This is a genomic window from Granulicella sp. S190, assembly GCF_009766095.1.
Taxonomy (GTDB): Bacteria; Acidobacteriota; Terriglobia; order Terriglobales; family Acidobacteriaceae; genus Edaphobacter.
On sequence record NZ_LMUD01000040.1, the window covers coordinates 40,588 to 58,642 of the forward strand.

The window sequence follows — 18,055 nt, forward strand, 5'->3', positions numbered from 1 at the left end:
GAGACCGCGAAAGGATGGGGGCTGGGACAACACCGGGCACTGGGCGACGGGGTCAGGCTTGTTCTGGTGAAGATGCCGAGCACTGTATGTCGATCGTCTGCGTGCCCAGGACCGGGTGGATGGCGTGCAGGCGGAGGTTGCCGGGTTGCTCTTTCGTTCGGATCCATATGGCGCCTGTGCCACCAATGAGGGCGAAGGGATTGTCGCCGATGATTTCGCCGGGGCCGTCGAGTTCAAGGCGGATGGCATCGTTGGCGAAGGGGCGGACCTGGCCGAATTCGTCGTTTACGCGCAAGACCACCCGTGTTGCGTCCGCGCCGTCTGCGATCAGCTCGCGATCGTCGGGCAATATTACGAACTGCTGGTCGACGCCTTTGCCGGAGTAGCGTTTTGAGATGACCTGTTTGCCAGCGATGTAGCCCTCGATGCGGAGATCTCCCCAGTCACGAAGACCTTCGCCGAGCGGGATGGAGAAGGGTGGGTGCTTGAGGGAGGGGAACTGCTTGCGATCGGGATCGCCTTCGCCGACCAGGCGGTCTCCTTTGGCACTTTGGACGAAGAGCTTCAGGTGGTCGCAGTTCGAAGAGATCATGGCTGTTGTGAACCCCGTCGATTCGTCGTTGCGGGCCCAGTGGAAGGCCGGCTCGAGGACGATCTCTTCGGAGGGTTCGCACATGGATTTATAAAAGCCTGCGGCGGATTTGGGCGTGCGGAAGATGTCCATGACGCCGTGATAGCAGATGCGGTCGCCGGAGCCGAAGTTGTCGTGGGTGTTGTAGTCGAAGGCGCACCAGCCGATGCCGCCGGCGTATTGGGGGTTCGAGGCGAGAGTGTCGTGGACGCGAGCGTGGCGGACGACAAACTCCTGCAGGCGCTCCTTACTGTCGATGGTCTTGGTGGGGAAGGTGTGGCCGACGAACTCGGTGTTGAGGTAAAGGGGATGGTTTGGGGCCTTGAGGGGCCAGCCAAAGTCATTCATGGTGAAGACGTCTTCGAGGAATTCGGACTCCTGGAAGTAACGGATGCCGCCGGTCTGGCGCTGCTCGTCGAGTGCGTGGGCAAGGGCGTTGGTGCGGGTGTAGAAGTCGTGATTGTCGCGTGACTCATTAATGCGGACGCCCCAGAGGATGATGGATGGGTGGTTCCAGTCGCGCCGGATCATGCGGCGGACGTTGTCGACGGCGATGTCCTGCCAGGGCTTGTCGCCGATGTGCTGCCAGCCGGGAATCTCTTCGAGAACGAGGAGACCGATCTCGTCGCAGGCGTCCAAGAAGTGCCGGGACTGCGGATAGTGTGAGGTGCGGACGAGGTTGCAGCGAAGATCGTGCCGGAGGATCTTTGCGTCCTGCCGCTGCACGCGCGCGGGCATTGCCTGGCCGACGAAAGGAAAGGTCTGGTGGCGGTCCAGGCCGTGGAGCTTGATGATTTTTCCGTTGAGCGAAAAGCCTTGCGGGGTGAATGTCGCCTCGCGGAAACCGATGCGGCGCACGTCTTCGTCGATGACTTTTCCGTTTTCTACAAGTTGCACATGAACGGTGTAGAGATGCGGAGTTTCGAGATCCCATAGATCGAGCTTGCCCATCTTATCGAGGGTGAGGGTGTACGAGCCGGGGACCGGGGACGAGGGCGGAAGAGCGCCCAGGGCCTGATCGGCATCGGCCTCATGGTGTTCGATGGGCGAAGGCTCAGAGATCTTGTGAGTGGCCGAGGAGAGGACGTTGCCGTCGTGCTCGCGGCGGAGTTCGGTGCGGATTGAAAGTGCTCCGAGACGAGAGTTTGGGGCGCGGTCGAGGAAGCATTCGACCTCAACGGTCGGGGAGGCGCTGAGCACATTTTTTGGACGGGCGTAGATATTTTCCACGAAGGTCTGCGGGACGATCCGGAGTGCGACCTCGCGATAGATGCCGCCAAAGGTGAGGTAATCGACCTCGTTGCCAAAGGGCGGGATGTCGGCGCGCTCCGTTGAGTCGACGTCGAGCGAAAGAAGATTTTTGCCGGAGGGGTCAAGATGCTGGGTCAGTTCGAAGGAGAATGGCGTGTAGCCCCCGCGGTACTCGCCCAGCTTCGTGCCGTTGAGGTAGACGGTGGATGCGGTCATGACGCCTTCGAAGTCAACGAAGACGCGTCTACCGCGTGCGCTGGCAGGAATGTCGAGCGGACGACGATAGAGTGAGATGAACTCGTAGGTCTTCTCGTCAAAGCTGTGCCAGGGGAGGCGAACATTAGTGTGCGGAACGACGACGTGGGTAAAGCTGGAGTCATCGAAGCTGGGCGAATGGCCTTCGCTCGAGGTCTTGGGGCTATAGCGCCAGCCACGATTGATTGGCAGGATCGTGCGACTGCCAGGAGTGGTGACGGGGGCGATCGCCTGACTTGTGGCGACGGGGGCTATGGTGCCGGCGGCGAGGACTGCACCGGTGGAGGTGAGAAAGTTTCTACGGTTCATGCTGTTTGTATCCGTTCTATGTGTTGGGGAAGATTGGTTGGGATGGTAGAGGCATTATTTGTGATCGACCTTTTCGAAGACAATAGCGGTGCTGTCGTAGTCGCCGATGAGATGAAGTGAGATGCCTGGTCCCATGAGTTCACTCCCGGTTATCTGCTGGGGCAAGCCTGGAGCTTTCGATGGATCGAGTGGTTTGACGCGGTAGAGCGCAGCGGGCTCGAGTCCTTGGAGGCGAATGGTTTGAAACGGTTCTCCATAGTGCTGTGAGTGCAGGAAGCCAAAGAGGACGGCCTGATGCCTATCTTCGGCGACGTACTCGACCGCTGACTGCTCGCTCGCCTCGGGCGCGATGAGGCGATAGAGCGCACCTTGCTGCACGGTGGAGCGGACGGTTTTGTAGAACGCTACGAGACGTGTTGCGAGAGCTGATTCGTCCGGCGTCCATTTGGTGACGTCGCTTCCGATGCCGAGAGCCCCAGTCATGGCGACCGTGAAGCGGAATTCGAGCGGGATGTTACGGCGGTCGAGGAAGTTTGGGACGTCGGTGACCCAGGCCACCATGACTCCGGGGGTGTACGCCTGGGAGAAACCGTCCTGAATGGAGAGGCGGTCGAGAGCATCGGTGTTGTCGGAGGGCCAGACTTCGTCGGTGTAGCGGAGGATCCCGAGATCGACGCGGCCTCCGCCTCCTGAACAAGACTCAATCTCAAGCTTCGGGTGGCGTTTGCGGAGTTCTGCGAGTACCTCGTAGAGGTTGTTGATGTAGCGAACGTAGATCTCTTTCTGCTCAGGCAAAGGCACTGCATCCCAGCCCGGTTCGGACCAGTTGCGGTTGTAGTCCCACTTGAGGAAGGCAATATCGTTTTCGCTTACCAGCTTGTCGAGAAAGGTGAGAAGGTACTGCTTCACGTCGTCGCGGGCGAGGTTGAGCACGAGCTGATTGCGGGCTTCGGTTCGGGGACGGCCGGGGAAGCTCATGGCCCACTCGGGGTGCTTGCGATAGAGATCGCTATCCGGATTTATCATCTCGGGCTCGACCCAGATACCGAAGTCCATGCCAAGTTGATGGACCCGGTCGATGACGGGTTTGAGGCCGTGGGGGAACTTTGTCTGGTTGACGTACCAGTCTCCAAGACCGGCGTGATCGGTGACGCGCTGACCAAACCAGCCATCATCGATGACCATGCGCTCCACGCCGAGGCTGGCCGCCTTTTCCGCGAGCGCTAACTGACCAGCTTCGTTGACGTTGAACTCTGTTGCTTCCCAGGAGTTGTAGATGATTGGCCGGGGCTTTGGAGTCGGCGCTCCGGGCAGAATCTGCTTTTGCTGAAATCGGTGAAGTATTCGCGACGCCTCTCCGTGGCCCTTGTTGGTGTAGCCCACATAGAAGATGGGCGTTTTGAGGAGTTGGCCCGGGGCGAGAGGATAGGAGAAATCGAAGGTGTTATAGCCGCCGGTGATCTTGACGCGATGGCTGTAGGTTTGTTCGACATCGATCTGCCAACTGCCGCTCCAGCCGAGTTCTCCGAACCAGACGGGACCTGATGTCTCGGTGGTCTCCCCGGTGCGTCCAATGGCGAGCCATGGATTGGATTGGTGCGAGGTGCTGCCACGGCGGCTTTCCAGTACGCTGTGCCCAGGCACGAGGGGGACCGTGTGAAGCTGCCATTCAGCGCCCCAGCGACCGGTGAGTGAGCTTAGCTCGTAGGAGGTGCTGGGCGGAAGGTTGAGGGTTGCGGAGGCGGCTTGCTCCACCGTGATGACTCCCTTGGTGCGATTCTCTATTTGTGACCAACGAGCGAGAATACCTGTCGCGTACACCTTGTAGAAAAGATGGACATAGACCTCGGCGAGGCGGTCACGGAGTGTGATCTCCAATTGATCGCCATTGGGGCCGTCGGTCTGTTTGCTGTCGAGATAATCGAGAAGGAGAGAACGGTTGCCGTCGGGGAAGCTGATTTTGAGAGCGGGTTGCGTTGGTAAGCCCCCGCCCCAGCCGGCGTATTCGAGTGGGGTTGCCGAGACGGAAGGATCGAAGGACGCTGCCTCCGGGTAGGCCTTTGCCGAGACGAGTGTCGATGGCCCTTCAAGGCGTTGACCCCAGTAGATCGTCTGTAGGCCTTTCTGATCGTTGACGCCTATTGCGTAGGTCATCTCTCCTGCTGACAACTGCCAGACGCGTGAGTCCGCATCGTAGCGAATCGCAGACTGAGAGAGCGCAGCCCGTGAGCTTATTAACGCCACAAGGAGAACGAGGCAGATATTACGTCGAGACAAGAAGAGCTCCTTAATCGGGAGAATATAAGGCGCACGGATCAAAGTATCTGCGCGGCGCAGAGCTCCGGTTCGTTCGATCGATCCCGTCCAATGTACGCGCATACATTGGACGCTAGCAATCCTAATTTTTCGTACACGCTGCGAGAGACCATGATTCCAGCTCGTGCGCTATTTAATCGTTGGTGTTGCGAGAGTGGAGAGATGCGACTCGGATCAGGGTAAGCGTGGTTCACCTTCTAACAGAACGATGCGGAGGTATAGTTGCAGTCAAGTACATGAACAACCACCCTGACAACCTGTTTAATACACCTGGGGCGAATTTGCTGGCGATCCTATTGCGCAAGTTGCGTTCTTACTTCAAGGCGAGTGCTGCCGATTGGTTTCGCGGTGCTTTGGTGGCTGCCGCTATGCTTTTGTCTGTTGTCTTCCTTCGCGTGGCAGTTGCGCAACAGATCTCTGCCGACGCGACTGGGGTAGTGCAGGGAACTGTCCATTCCGTGGGCGGTAAACCTGTCGACGGCGCAGTCGTGCGGCTTGAACGGAAGGATGCTTCCGGGGGTGTCGAAACCCGAACCAACGCGGAGGGGATCTTCGCGTTTTCGTCACTTCAGCCGGGGACATACCTGTTGAGCGCGGAGAAGTTAGAGTTGCACAGCCGCGCTGTAGCTGTCACACCCTTTTCAAGGGGCACCCAACAGAAGCTTGATCTGGTCCTCGAAGAGGGCACTTCCGTTTCATCCAACTCCGGAGCAGCCTCATCGTCTTCCAGACAAGCTATGGCGTTCGCCGATAAACCGAACTTCACTGTTGCGGGAGTGACTGACTGGACCGCCGTTGGGGGGCATGGATCGGACTCGATGCTGCGAACCAGCGAAGCTCTGGCGAGTGAAACCGTTACGCTCAAACCGTGGGAAGAGCGAGGCAGTATCGGAACAGTCGATGCTGCTCCTGTTATGAAGGAGACGGAAGGCAAGCTGCGCGCAGAGGTGGGACATTCTCCCGGAAGCTTTGAAGCGAACCATCAGCTTGGCGAGTTCTATCTTCGAACTGGAAGATACGGGGAATCACTGGCGCCTCTACAAAATGCCTCCCGGATCGATCCTGAAAACATGGAGAACCAGTACGACCAGCTACTGGCTTATGAGCAGAGCGGTCGTGTTGCGGAGGCCGTCGCTCGCGTTCATGAACTACTCAAGCAGCACGGGAGTGGGAAGCTGTATCGGCTTGCAGGGGAGTTGGATGAGAGATCAGGGGATCCGCTAGCCGCTGTCCACGAGTATGAGGAGGCGGTCAGCCTGGAACCGAGTGAACAGAATTATTTTGAGTGGGGTTCTGAGTTATTACTTCATCGAGCTGTTTGGCAGGCACAGGAGGTCTTTCGCAGAGGAGAGGAAGCCTACCCGAAATCGGCCCGAATGCAGACGGCCCTGGGTGCGGCTCTCTTTGCGGGCTCGTTGTACGAGGAGGCGGCCGTTCGCCTGTGCAGTGCCTCCGATCTTGCCCCGATGGACCCCGAACCCTATGTGTTTATGGGCAAGATGCAGATTGTGGCTCCCGATATATTGTCATGTGTTGAGCAGAGGCTGGCACGGTTTGTGAAGGAGCAGCCTGACAATGCTCTTGCAAACTATTTTTATGCGATGGCGATCCTGAAGCGGCAGCAGCATTCGGCGGATACAGAGGCCACGTATCAGGCCGAGAAGCTGTTTACAAAAGCAGTCACTCTCGATGGAAAGTGCGGCGACGCTTACCTTCAGCTGGGGATACTGTCTGCGTCTCGATCCAAAGTTCCCGAGGCGATCGATTTTTATAAAAAGGCAATCGAAGGGGAGCCGCAACTGGGCGAGGCTCATTACCGGCTCGCGCTGGCCTATGACCGCGTCGGCGAACGAGCGAAGGCTGAAGAAGAGTTCAAGCTTCACGATGAGATCAAGAGCCAACAGGCAGAGGCGGTTGAAAAGGAGCGGCGCGAGGTCAAGCAGTTCCTGATCGTACTACCGGACCAGCCGGTTCCTTCGACGCACGATAAGAGCAACTAGACTCATTGAGCGCCTGTAGACAGTGTCTCCCTAATGAGAACCGATCTTATGTTCCCTGAGTGGAGCGTGAGGCGGAGGCCGGCTTGAAGGTTGCGACGACTCCCTCGCCTTCGCGGATGGTGAGTATTTGATTGGCTTTGACCTGCAGGAATCGTTCGACCTTTTGCGTTGTCGGCCACTTCACTTCAAGCACGTCCACTACTTCTGCTTTGCCAAGACCGAAGTGAAGGCGCAGGTCGCTTTGCGACATCACGCTTGTACCGCTGTGGACTTCGTCCATTTGAACGTGCTTTCCAGTTGTGACCCGCACGCGCGCTCCGATTGCAGTGCGATTGCATTTCACGCCCAGCAGTTTGATCTTGATCCAGTTTTGCTTGTTGCCTCCGTCGTTGCGAAGGAGAGATGGAAGATCGTTCATGTTCAGAATCAGCGCATCCATGTCGCCGTCGTTGTCGTAGTCTCCAAAGGCCGCGCCCCGGCTGGAAAAGTGTTCGGCGATGCCGGGGCCCATCTCCGACGAGACGTCCTTGAAGCGTCCATTGCCGAGGTTCTTGTAGACGAGACGGGGATTCTTGAAGGTCTGATCGAAGTGATAGTTGTCGATCTCAGGGTAAACGTGTCCATTCACCTGAAGGATGTCCTGCCAGCCATCGTTGTCATAGTCAATAAAAGCGCATCCCCACGCGACGTAGCGGTTGTTGATTCCGACGCCTGAGGGAAACGTAACATCGCTAAAGGTTCCATCTCCGTTGTTGTGATACAGGTTGCAGGTGTCGTCCGCAAAGTTGGTCTTGAAGATGTCGAACCAGCCGTCGCAATCGTAGTCGGCGACCGCGACGCCCATACCGGCCTGCTCATGGCCGCCGTCGCTGTAGGCACAACCGGCGATAACGGCGACATCGGTGAAGGTTCCGTCATGATTGTTCTGGAAGAGAATGCTCGGTTGTGAGTCGACCGCAACGTAGATATCCGGCCAACCATCGTTATCGAAGTCGTAAGAGACGGAGGTGATGGAGTATCGCGGGCCGGGTTTCAGGATGCCTGACTTTTGAGAGACGTCGGTAAAAGTGCCGTCTCCATTGTTGTGATAGAGAATGTTGGTGTCGCCGGGAAGGCCGCGGGGGCCGCACATGATGGGGACACCCTTCCACTGACAGTAGTGCGTATTGTCTGCGGCTGGAATCGTCTCAGGATTCAGCTTCAGATAGTTGCAGACGAAGAGATCGAGATGGCCGTCCCTGTCATAGTCGAGAAAGGTGCAGCCAGCACCCCAACGGACCTGTTCCTGATAGAGGCCGGCTTTGTGCGTGACATCGGTGAAGGTTCCATTTCCATTGTTGCGGAAGAGGATGTTATGCCCCCAGAAGGTGCAGAAGAGATCGTCCCATCCGTCGTTGTCGTAGTCACCGATGCAGACGCCGGTCTGCCAACCGGTGACACCCAGACCTGAGTTCTCGGTGACATCGGTAAACGTGCCATCCCGGTTGTTCTTGTATAGATGAGATATCGGCGCCTTTCCAGCGGGCCATTGAGTATCCAGTCGATTTCCATTGGTGAGATAGATGTCGAGCCAACCGTCGTGGTCATAGTCGAAGAAGGCCAGTCCGCTTCCCTTGGCCTCGATAATGGAGTGCTTGTGGTCGATACCACCCCACACATTTGGGATTTTCAATCCGGCTTGCTGCGCGACATCCACAAACTGCACAGGCGGCGCGGAATTCGAGGTTGCGGCCTGGACCAGCGTTGGATCTTTCCATTGCCAGAGCGGAGTCGTTAGCGCGTCCATCAACGGGGTGCCGAGCATAAAGAGCGATGAGCCGAGGAAGCGGCGCCGGGGAAGATTCATAGGTTGCGATTATAGAAGGACAGGTGGCTTCGGCTGTTGCTGACTTGAAGTGTTAATCAAGGTACTGCGTTCAACATCTCCGTGGCTTGTATGGCACTCTGGTTTTGCGGCTGAAGGCGTAGCAGATCCTGCAAAACCTCTTTGGCCTTTTCCTTGTCGTTCCGCAATGCGTAGAGTCGAGCAAGATTGAGATAGGACTGGTCGAAATTTGGGACGATGCGGATGCAAGTCTTGAACTGATCCTCTGCCTTGGCATAGTCCTGCTGCCTCACGAAGAGAACGCCAAGGTTATTGCGTGCTTCAGGATAATCGGGACGCAGTTCAACGGCTTTTTGCAGATAGTCCGATGCGGTCTGCATCTGGCCTTGCTGGACGTAGAACATGCCGAGACTGTAGTTGACTTCAGGATTGTCGGGCTCCATTTCTAACGCGCGTTTCAAGCAGTCCTGTGCCTTCTCAACAGCACCCTGCCGCCGGTACACATTGCCCAGGTTTAGGAGTGCGATGGCATAGTTTGGTCTGAGGGCCAATGACTGTTGAAAGCTCTGGATGGCTTCGTCAGGCTGGCCTTCCTGGGCAGCCATCATTCCAAGATTGTTCCACGCCTCGGGATAGTTCGGTCGGAGCTTCAGGGTTTGCTGAAGGTATTGGCGGGCCTGCTTGAAGTCATTTCTCCGCAGGCTGAGCGTTCCCAGGTTGTAATAGCCTTCCGGGTTATCCGGCTTTGCGGCGACGACCTGCTTGAATGACTCAGCGGCCTGTTCGAGATAACCGTGCTGAAAGAGCGCTACGCCATAGGTAAAGTCATTGCGTTGAAATGCTCCCTGGTAGAGCACACCGCCTAGAGGGATCGCCTTTTGCATGCGCCCTGCTGCCGTGGTGGGAACGGACTTTACATCCTCGAGCAGACGTGCTGGGATGATCGGTCCCTGATATAGCTTGACGATCATGCCTTCTCTGTCCAGCAGGAAGGAGGTTGGAATCGCGAGGTCTCTGCGACGATCAAACAAGTAGCGGTAGATGATGTTGTAGATCCCCGCTACTTCGGCTGTCGCGAAGACAAGTGGGAAGGTAAATTTTTCCTGAGCCGCGAAGGAGCGAGCTTTGCCTAGATCTTCCGGTTCGTCGACGCCTATTGCGAGAATCGTTAGCTGGTTTGCGGTGAAGGATGATTGGTGTCGATGAAGAAGTCTCAACTGGTCGCGACAGAGCGGAGCCTTTGTTGACCAGAAGTTGAGAAGCACGAAATTACCCCGCAGCGCTTGTAGTGTTCGCATGCTGCCCGTGAGATCAGGCAGGGAAAACTCCGGCGCTAGCAGGGGCTCAATGAGCCATGTGTCTGCCTGGGAGGGTAGAGGCTCTAACTTCGGCGCGGGACCCGCTTGCGCAAAGGAAGGGTTTGGGGCAGAGAAGGGCTTGGCTATAAATGTGGGAGTGCCCTCTTCGATTTCGATCCGATGGTTTGCTGTTAAGTTTTCGAACTTCTGAGAGAGCCCACTCGGCCAGGTGATCGTGACGCGGATCGGTCCCTCCGGCTTCCCAACCCCAAAGAACACTTCTTTGGAATGCTGAGCCAGGAACCCTGAGCCTGCTTGCAGATACTTTGTCTGGCTGAGAGTTCCTACTTCGACTTTAATGGCGGTTCCGATGGCATCGCGATTGCTTTTGGTCCCTCGCAGGCGAAATGCAATCGATTCGCCGATATTCTTCATCGAGTTGTGAAGGACCCGCAGCTGTGGGGCGTTGCGGTTTTTGAGGATGAGCTCCAAACGGCCGTCGTGGTCGAGATCTGCAAGAACGAAAGAGCGGCCGTCCTCTGGAAAGTCCAAACCGAGCGCGCCGGAGACTTCGGAGAAAGTGCCATCGTGGTTGTTGGCGAAGGCTACATTTCTTTCATGGCCGCTCCACGAGCTGTCCGATCGGATCAATTCGTTGAGAGCGTTCCATCCATGTTCGTAAGCCAACGAGGGCGTGGCGTCGTCGGGGGATTTCGCAACTACCTGTCGCCAGAAAAAACTGCCGAGGTCGTTTCGCTCCGATCGATGTTCAGGGGCGGAGATGTACCCATTGGCGACGTAGAGATCAGGGTAGCCGTCATGATCGAAGTCCCACAGATCGGAGCACCAGGCCCATCGGCCCATCTCTACTCCGGCTTGTTGGGTGACGTTTTGAAACTGCCCATTCCCCTGATTTTTATAGAGGGTATTACCTCGCGCGTGCCGCTGGTAGAGTGCTCGGATGTCTTCCGGGGCTTTTTGCTGAAAGAGCTTTTGTGCTGAAACTCTTTGACCCGCTGCCGACCACATATTAGCGACATAAATATCCTGATTTCCGTCGTTATCAAAATCGGACCAGCAGGCACTCATCCCTGCACCCACGTCCTCAACGTGGGCTGAGCTGGAGACGGCGGCGAAGGTTCCGTCACCGTTGTTGCGGTACAAGTTATTGCGCCCGAAGTCATTGGCCACGTAGAGATCGGGGAAGCCCCTGGAGGTGGATTCGCCCCAGGCGCACGCGAAGCTGTATCGATTGTTCTCGACGTTCAGTCCGGCCTCTTCGGTCTTCTCTACGAAAACTCCGTCCCCCTGGTTGTGCAGCAGACAGTTGGCTGGGCCATTGCGGGCGTCGAAGTAGGGTATTGGGTAGTGATATTGATCGAGGCCAAGGTAGTAGCTGTAAAGGCAGAAGTAGATATCAAGACGACCGTCGCGATCGTAGTCGGCGATGGCGGCATGGGTAAAAGATCCCTGGGGCGGATTCGCGAACTGGAAGGCGTCGCGCTTGATCGCGAAAGTTCCGTCCCCTTTGTTCAGGAAGAGCAGGGGGCCGCTGCCACAGACCACCAAAAGATCCTGAAGCCCGTTGTTCTGAAAGTCGGCGAAGAGAGCGCATGCGGTGTTGTCGAGCACTCCGACGCCCGCTTTTTCTGTCACGTCTTCAAAGGTTCCGTCGCCACGGTTGCGGTAGAGGCGGTTCGGCAGACCTGCCGGCTGACAGACATAAAGATCGTCGAATCCATCGTTGTCGAAGTCGCCCGCGGCCACACCGTTGTTGCCGTAGACATCGATGCCGCATGCACCATCCAGGACCGTACGCCAATAGTCGGATCCGCGAAGCATCTGGCTCGTGTACGACTCCGTTCCTGCGAGAGCTTGATGGGTGACATCGACAAACGCGGGCCCTTCGGTGACGCTCAGGACCTCTTCGGTGGCCTCCCACCGGTGCGCCTTCCAAGCCTCGGATGCGTTGCGGGATTCATCGTAGGACCACTCGGTGCGCCACGATCCGACTCGCTCCTCACGGCGTTGATCGCTAAGACTGGAGACGAGGTCGTACCGGATATCCAAGCGAACCGTGAGCCGATCTCCCGCGACTTCCTCGATACCAGTGATTTCGAACTCCGCGGTGTCCACGCGCGAGACCTGCGCCAGCCAGCCTTGGATTTCCTGGAGAAATCGCTCGCGTCCAGGGACGACCTGGGCGGGAAACTTTCGCTTCATTCGATGGATCGCATCCCCGGAGCCGAGCCTTATCTCCCCGACAGGTGCCAGAGGCGAGGCTTCCAATGAAGAATCCAAGAGCCTGGCTAATGAAGAGAGGTCGTGGACCGATGCCTCAAGGGCTCGACCCCATTGGGTCAGTTGTGAGGCGATTTCAAAGGCGTATTTTTCGGTGACGTACTCATCCGAACCTGGAGGGACGAGGCGGAGAACCTCTTCCAGAGGAGACCTTGCAGGGTAGTGGGGTGTGAGCCGGATGTCGGTGAAGGAAAAGTTGAAATCCTGACTCGGAAGGGTCTGCTGTGAGGCAAGCAGAGAGGAAGACGCATGGAGAGCAGCTGAACGAAAGAGCACGGGAGCCAAGCTTAGGCTCTTGAGGAGCTTCCGCCGTGAAAAAGAGTAGCTTCCGTTTTTGTGATGAGACATTTTTAAGCGAGGTCCGTGTAGACCGAATGTTAGCACTTGGCATGGGCCAGCCGGGGATCGTTTCGGCGAGTGAAGGGGCAGGTATCGAAGTGTCCATCAATCTGCGGACGGCGGTTTCAACCTTTTGATTGACAATAGTTATCTGGTTGTACTAAATTCCTCGCGTCGACAATGTAACCGCTTACTTTTATTTGAAAAACGTCTACATATGTCTCCCAATAGAGTTTCAGATTCGACCAAGCGTACTAAAGATAGAACAAAAATTGAGGTAATTCGGATGGCCTTTGATCGCGAAGTGACGAGTTGGTATAGACGTTTCGGCTTCATAACCTTTTCATTTTTGTGCCTTCTCCTGATCCAGACGCAATGCGTCTTTGGACAGGTAGACGAAGGTGCAATCAACGGTACGGTTGTGGACTCCGCAGGTGCGCTTGTTGCGAATGCGCATGTGACCCTCCTGAACAAGGACGTCGGCTTGTCTCTCGAGGCCACTACGAATAACAGCGGCGAGTTCACCTTCACGCCGGTGAGAATCGGAAACTATTCCCTTAAGGTTACCGCTCCTGGATTCTCCACCACGACACAGGAGAACCTGAAAGTGAACGTCGGACAGCATCTTCAGGTGCCTGTCCAATTGAAGACGGGCGCTTCGGCTGAAACCATTGAAGTGACTACAGCGCCGCCTCTGCTGCAGTCCGACGAAGCATCGGTTGGGCAGGTCATCGGCGAAAAGACGGTTAACGACCTTCCGCTGAACGGTCGTAACTTCACCTTCCTGGCACAGCTCGGCGCCGGCGTGAACACGCCGCAGGCAGACACCAGAGGCAACGCGGCCTCCGGTGCCTTCTCCGCCAATGGGCTCCGTCCTTCGCAAAACAACTACCTGTTGGATGGTATCGACAACAACTCCGATACCGTCGACTTCCTGAATGGAACAAACTTCATCGTTCTGCCTCCTGTAGACGCAATCCAGGAGTTCAAAGTTCAGACCGCGGATTTCAGCGCTGATCTTGGTCGTGCCGCAGGTGCCGTTCTCAACGCAACGATCAAGTCCGGCACGAACAGCATTCACGGCAGCGTTTGGGAGTTCTTTCGCAACGACAAGCTGGATGCAGCCGACTGGTTTTCAAACAACAACGGCACTGCGAAAGGAGAGCTACGTCAGAATCAATTCGGAGCCTCCATCGGTGGGCCGATCATTAGAAACAAGTTGTTCTTCTTCGGGGACTACGAGGGGCTGCGAGTCGTACAAGGTGTTACCTCCACCGCTACGGTGCCAACTCTGACAGAGCGCAACAGCGGTTATACCAACCTCTCGGACCTGCTTCAGAGCAAGACGCAAACGGACGCGCTGGGCCGCATCATACCGCTAGGCACCGTTTTGGATCCGGCGACAACGCGAGCGGTAGGTACCGGCTTTGTGCGTGATCCCTTTCTAGGGCCCGGGTCACCCTGTTCCGCTGCGACCAAGGACTTTTCCGCCGGCTGTAACCTCAATCAGATTCCTGTTGCCCGGCTGGATCCGAACGCTATCGCCCTGTTGAATCTCTACCCCTTGCCGACAAGCGGAGCGCTCAACACGACAAACTTCTCGTCATCGCCGAAGTCGACCCAGAACCGAGATGCCTTCGACGTCCGGGCGGACTTCAACCCCACCGACAGAAATCAGGTGTTCTTCCGCTTCAGCTATGTGGATAACCCCCAATTTATTCCTGGCACCTTTGGCGGTATCGCAGATGGTGGCGCCTTCCAGCAAGGCATCCAGACCGCGAAATCCGATCAGGCCGCGTTAGGATTCACTCATGCATTCTCGCCGACCGCGGTCAATGTGGCACGCGCCGGGTTCAACCATCTTCACACCACGCGATTCGGCCCAGAGGGCTCCGTCATGGGCATTCCCGCTCAATTCGGGATTCAAGGAATCCCACAGGTAAGTGAAAATGGCGGTCTTCCCGGCTTCACGTTCGGCGGTTTGTCTAACCTGGGCGGCAATAACTTCCTGCCCTCCGACGAAGTCAGCCAGACACTCCAGATCACCGATGACTTCACGAAGATCTACGGTAAACACAGCTTTAAGACAGGTATCGAATACCAGCACGTGAAGTTCTCAACCCTGCAGCCGGCATATTCGCGCGGCCAGTTCGACTACAACGGTACCTACACGGACGTTCCCAACAGCAACCAAAACCTCACCGGCATAGCGCAGTTTCTTCTACAGCCGATGCTGTCGACCGTTCCGGGAGGAGTCGATTATTCGGGGGGCTCCGATCAGGTACAGGCCTCCAACATCAACAAGACCTACGACGTGAAGAACTACTTTGCGGCGTACTTCCAGGACGACTGGAAGGTAAGTCCTAAGATGACTCTCAACCTTGGTCTGCGTTATGACTACTTCGGGCCGCTCGGTGAATCCAATGGCGGCCAGGCCAACTTCATTCAGGACGGCCCGCCAAACGGGACTCCTACCTACCTCATCCCTGCCACAGGCAAGGACGATAGGACGCTGTCGACGAGCTTCGTCAACCTGTTGGCTAAGGATGGAATTGCGCTTGAGTTGACCAACAAATACGGTAATGGACTGACGCAGACGCAAAAGAGCAACTTCTCGCCGCGCGTGGGATTTGCGTATCAAGCCTCTCCAAAGGCGGTGGTACGCGGCGGCGTGGGCTTGTTCTACAACGCCTTTGAAAACCAGGGATATGGCCCCAATATTGGCGAAAACTATCCCTTCGTCTACAACTTCAACTATCAAATACAAGGTGCGGTCAATCCTGTCAGTGCCGGTACACCTTTTGCCGGATGCCCGACGGCGGGTCCGGGTGGAACCGCGACTTTTGAGTCTGGTTTCTCCTGTCTCTCCTTTACGCCGTCTCTGGTCAATGGATCGCAACTGAATCTGCAGGGACTTCAGTTCAACTACCAGACGCCAGTCACGTTGAGTTCGAACCTGACTGTTCAATACGCGATAACGCCTACACTTAGCGCGACAGTGGGGTATGTCTTTACGAATGCCTGGAATCTTCAGACCGGCGTTGGTAACAATAACCCCTCACAGCTCTGGGCAGCCGGTACAAACCTGACCACTACACCAGGCGCATTGCCATTCCCTGACTTCGCGCGCAATGGCAGTTATCAGCGAACGATTGGAAGTAGTGACTACAATGGCCTGCAAACCAAGCTCGAACAGTCAAACTGGAAGGGGCTAAGCTTCCTCGCCACCTACACCTATTCAAAGACACTCTCCGATGCTGGCGACCTGTTGAATGGAGGAAGCATAGGCGGATACCGTGCACCGGCGGTACCGGGGCTTGGTATTGGTTTTGACAATGCTCTGGCCGGCTTCGATATTCGAAATGTATTCCACTTCAGCGGCGGATATAGCCTTCCATTCGGCAAGGACAAGCAGTTCCTGGCCAACTCAGGGAAGCTGACCAACGCTTTGATTGGTGGTTGGAGTGGAAACTGGATCGTAACTCTTGAGGGTGGCCAGCCGATTACGCTAAGCTGCCCCACCGCGACTACTTCAGGAACGAACTGCGACGATATCAATGTTCCTGGCGAGAGTCAGAAGCTCGGTCTTCATCTCGACTCAAACAATAAGTTGAGTTGGTTTGGTAATCCGAACGCGTTCCAGCAACCTTGCCCGCTGGGCCAACCGGGAACAGCTGGATGCATCACTGCAACAGGTTCAGCCCTACTGGGAGGCAACCCTGCGACAACAACTGGACCGGGAATCAAGACATTCGATTTCTCGGCGTTCAAGGCCTTCCAGCTTACCGAACGGTTCTCGATGCAGTTCCGGTCTGAGTTCTTCAACATCCTCAACCATCCCAACTTCAATGCGCCTAACTTCGGCGGCAACGGCGTAGTAGGGATCTCTGGCTCTGGCAACTTCACCAGTAACACGTTCGGTGAAATTGGATCCACTCGTACTGCTCCGAGACAGGTCCAGTTTGCTCTGAAACTGTACTTCTAAGCTAAGATGGAAGACACCCTTGAGGTCACAGAATCAAGTGGCTTCAAGGGTTTTCTTCTGCGTGACGCTTTGCTCATGCAGCTATAACAGAGGTGGAGTATGAGCACGCGGGCTCGGTTTTGGCTGCTGGTCTTTTGTTCCGCGCTGGCTTGCGTAAGTTTTGCGACAGCCGAAGACAAGCCAGACAAGCCCAACCAAAAACTGAACCTTCAATTTCAGTCCGCGGAAGCGCAATACGATGCAGGTCACTTTGCTGAAGCCGCGACCCAACTAGAGCATCTCTTACCTTCTGCCCCACAGAGCTTCGAGATTCATGAGCTTTTGGGCCTCGTCTACGCCGCTGAATCGGAGGATGCGAAAGCTCTCAAGCACCTCGAGATAGCGGTCCGATTGAAACCGGACTCGGCAGTCGCTAGAACGAATCTGGCAGCAAACCTTACCCACTCTGGAAAGCTGGATCTGGCCGAAGCACAACTCCGTAAGGCGCTCGCTCTCGCGCCTCAAGACTTCGATGCCAACCATAACCTCGCCGACTTCTATCTTCAGTCCAATAAGATTGCGGAAGCACTCCCTCTTCTCGAACAGGCGCAGAGAATCAGCCCCTCCTCCTACAACAACAGTTACGATCTGGCGTTGGCCTTCTTTCTAACTGGAAGATCAGACGATGCGCGGCCACTTATCCAGGGCCTTATGGCGCAGAAGAACACTGGAGAGCTGCACAACCTGTTGGGTCAGATCGACGAGAAAGAAGAAAAATTTCTTGATGCCGCGAACGAGTTCCAAATAGCTGCTCAAATGGATCCAAGCGAAGACAACCTCTTTACGTTGGGAAGCGAACTTCTGCTTCACAGGACGTACGAGCCAGCTATCCAGGTCTTCCAACTCGCAAGCCAGCGTTATCCGAAATCACCTCGGCTGTTGATCGGACTCGGCATGGCTCTGTATTCACAGGGCAAGTACGAGGAGTCGATCAAGTCTTTGCTTACAGCAGCAGATCTCGATCCTACTGATGCCCGATGTTATTTGTTTCTATCTAAGTCCTACCTCAGCTCTCCGAATCAGGCAGATGAAGTCATTCAGAGATTTCGGCGTTACTCAGAGTTACAGCAGAACAACGCGCTGGCACAGTACTATTACGCCATAAGCTTATGGAAGGGAAGGCGCCTGGAAGAGGCCAGTGTAGATTTTCGGACGGTGGAGTCTCTCCTGCAAAAGTCCATCGCACTGGACGGAAAACTAGCAGAGGCTCATTTGCAGCTAGGCATCCTCTACGCGGACCAGCATGAGTTAGCTAAGTCGCTTCCGGAGTATCAACGGGCACTGGAGCTGGATCCTAATCTTCCAGACGCACACTACCGCCTCGGCCAATATTATGTACGCGCAGGACAAAAGGACCATGCACAGCAGGAGTTTGCGGTTTATCAGCAGCTTCAGGCCCAGCATATGGCCGCAGTCGACAAGGAAAGAGCCGAAGTCCAGCAATTTGTACTTTCAGAAAAGCCTGGTTCTGTTACAAAACCTTGAGTGCCGCGTTTTGGTGATGAC

General features: G+C 56.0%; 7 protein-coding genes. 3 read left to right on the plus strand and 4 right to left on the minus strand.

Annotated elements, in window-relative coordinates; translation table 11 throughout:
- Positions 1-52: 52 nt before the first annotated feature.
- Both GSQ94_RS18230 and GSQ94_RS18235 read right to left on the minus strand, forming a co-directional pair.
- On the minus strand, positions 53-2,446 hold the full coding sequence (locus GSQ94_RS18230) for a glycoside hydrolase family 2 protein (protein ID WP_158945290.1): 2,394 nt from the start codon (positions 2,444-2,446) through the stop codon (positions 53-55).
- Between the two features lie 54 nt (positions 2,447-2,500).
- The gene (locus tag GSQ94_RS18235; protein WP_254063971.1) at positions 2,501-4,600 is read right to left on the minus strand and encodes an alpha-galactosidase; all 2,100 of its coding nucleotides are present in this window, start codon (positions 4,598-4,600) and stop codon (positions 2,501-2,503) included.
- Between the two features lie 398 nt (positions 4,601-4,998).
- On the opposite strand from GSQ94_RS18235, the gene GSQ94_RS18240 reads away from it, so the two are divergent.
- A complete protein-coding gene (locus tag GSQ94_RS18240) occupies positions 4,999-6,762 on the plus strand; it encodes a tetratricopeptide repeat protein (protein WP_158945292.1) in 1,764 nt (587 codons plus the stop codon).
- A gap of 46 nt (positions 6,763-6,808) precedes the next feature.
- Here GSQ94_RS18240 and GSQ94_RS18245 read toward each other — a convergent pair whose 3' ends face one another.
- Both GSQ94_RS18245 and GSQ94_RS18250 read right to left on the minus strand, forming a co-directional pair.
- Positions 6,809-8,608, minus strand: a complete 1,800-nt coding sequence (locus GSQ94_RS18245) for a CRTAC1 family protein (protein WP_158945293.1) — start codon at positions 8,606-8,608, stop codon at positions 6,809-6,811.
- Positions 8,609-8,664: 56 nt separating this feature from the next.
- A complete protein-coding gene (locus GSQ94_RS18250) occupies positions 8,665-12,462 on the minus strand; it encodes an FG-GAP-like repeat-containing protein (protein ID WP_254063988.1) in 3,798 nt (1,265 codons plus the stop codon).
- Positions 12,463-12,811: 349 nt separating this feature from the next.
- Here GSQ94_RS18250 and GSQ94_RS18255 point away from each other — a divergent pair, with 349 nt between their 5' ends.
- Positions 12,812-16,510, plus strand: a complete 3,699-nt coding sequence (locus GSQ94_RS18255) for a TonB-dependent receptor (protein ID WP_158945295.1) — start codon at positions 12,812-12,814, stop codon at positions 16,508-16,510.
- 99 nt (positions 16,511-16,609) lie between these two features.
- Positions 16,610-18,034, plus strand: coding sequence for a tetratricopeptide repeat protein (locus GSQ94_RS18260; RefSeq protein ID WP_158945296.1), 1,425 nt, complete (start codon positions 16,610-16,612; stop codon positions 18,032-18,034).
- The last annotated feature ends 21 nt before the right edge of the window (positions 18,035-18,055 follow it).

Bases quoted from the DNA above. Each gene is read 5' to 3' on its own strand.
- GSQ94_RS18255 (WP_158945295.1), top strand. From the start codon at position 12,812: ATGGCCTTTGATCGCGAAGTGACGAGTTGGTATAGACGTTTCGGCTTC.
- GSQ94_RS18240 (WP_158945292.1), top strand. From the start codon at position 4,999: ATGAACAACCACCCTGACAACCTGTTTAATACACCTGGGGCGAATTTG.
- GSQ94_RS18260 (WP_158945296.1), top strand. From the start codon at position 16,610: ATGAGCACGCGGGCTCGGTTTTGGCTGCTGGTCTTTTGTTCCGCGCTG.
- GSQ94_RS18245 (WP_158945293.1), bottom strand. From the start codon at position 8,608: ATGAATCTTCCCCGGCGCCGCTTCCTCGGCTCATCGCTCTTTATGCTC.
- GSQ94_RS18235 (WP_254063971.1), bottom strand. From the start codon at position 4,600: ATGACCTACGCAATAGGCGTCAACGATCAGAAAGGCCTACAGACGATC.
- GSQ94_RS18230 (WP_158945290.1), bottom strand. From the start codon at position 2,446: ATGAACCGTAGAAACTTTCTCACCTCCACCGGTGCAGTCCTCGCCGCC.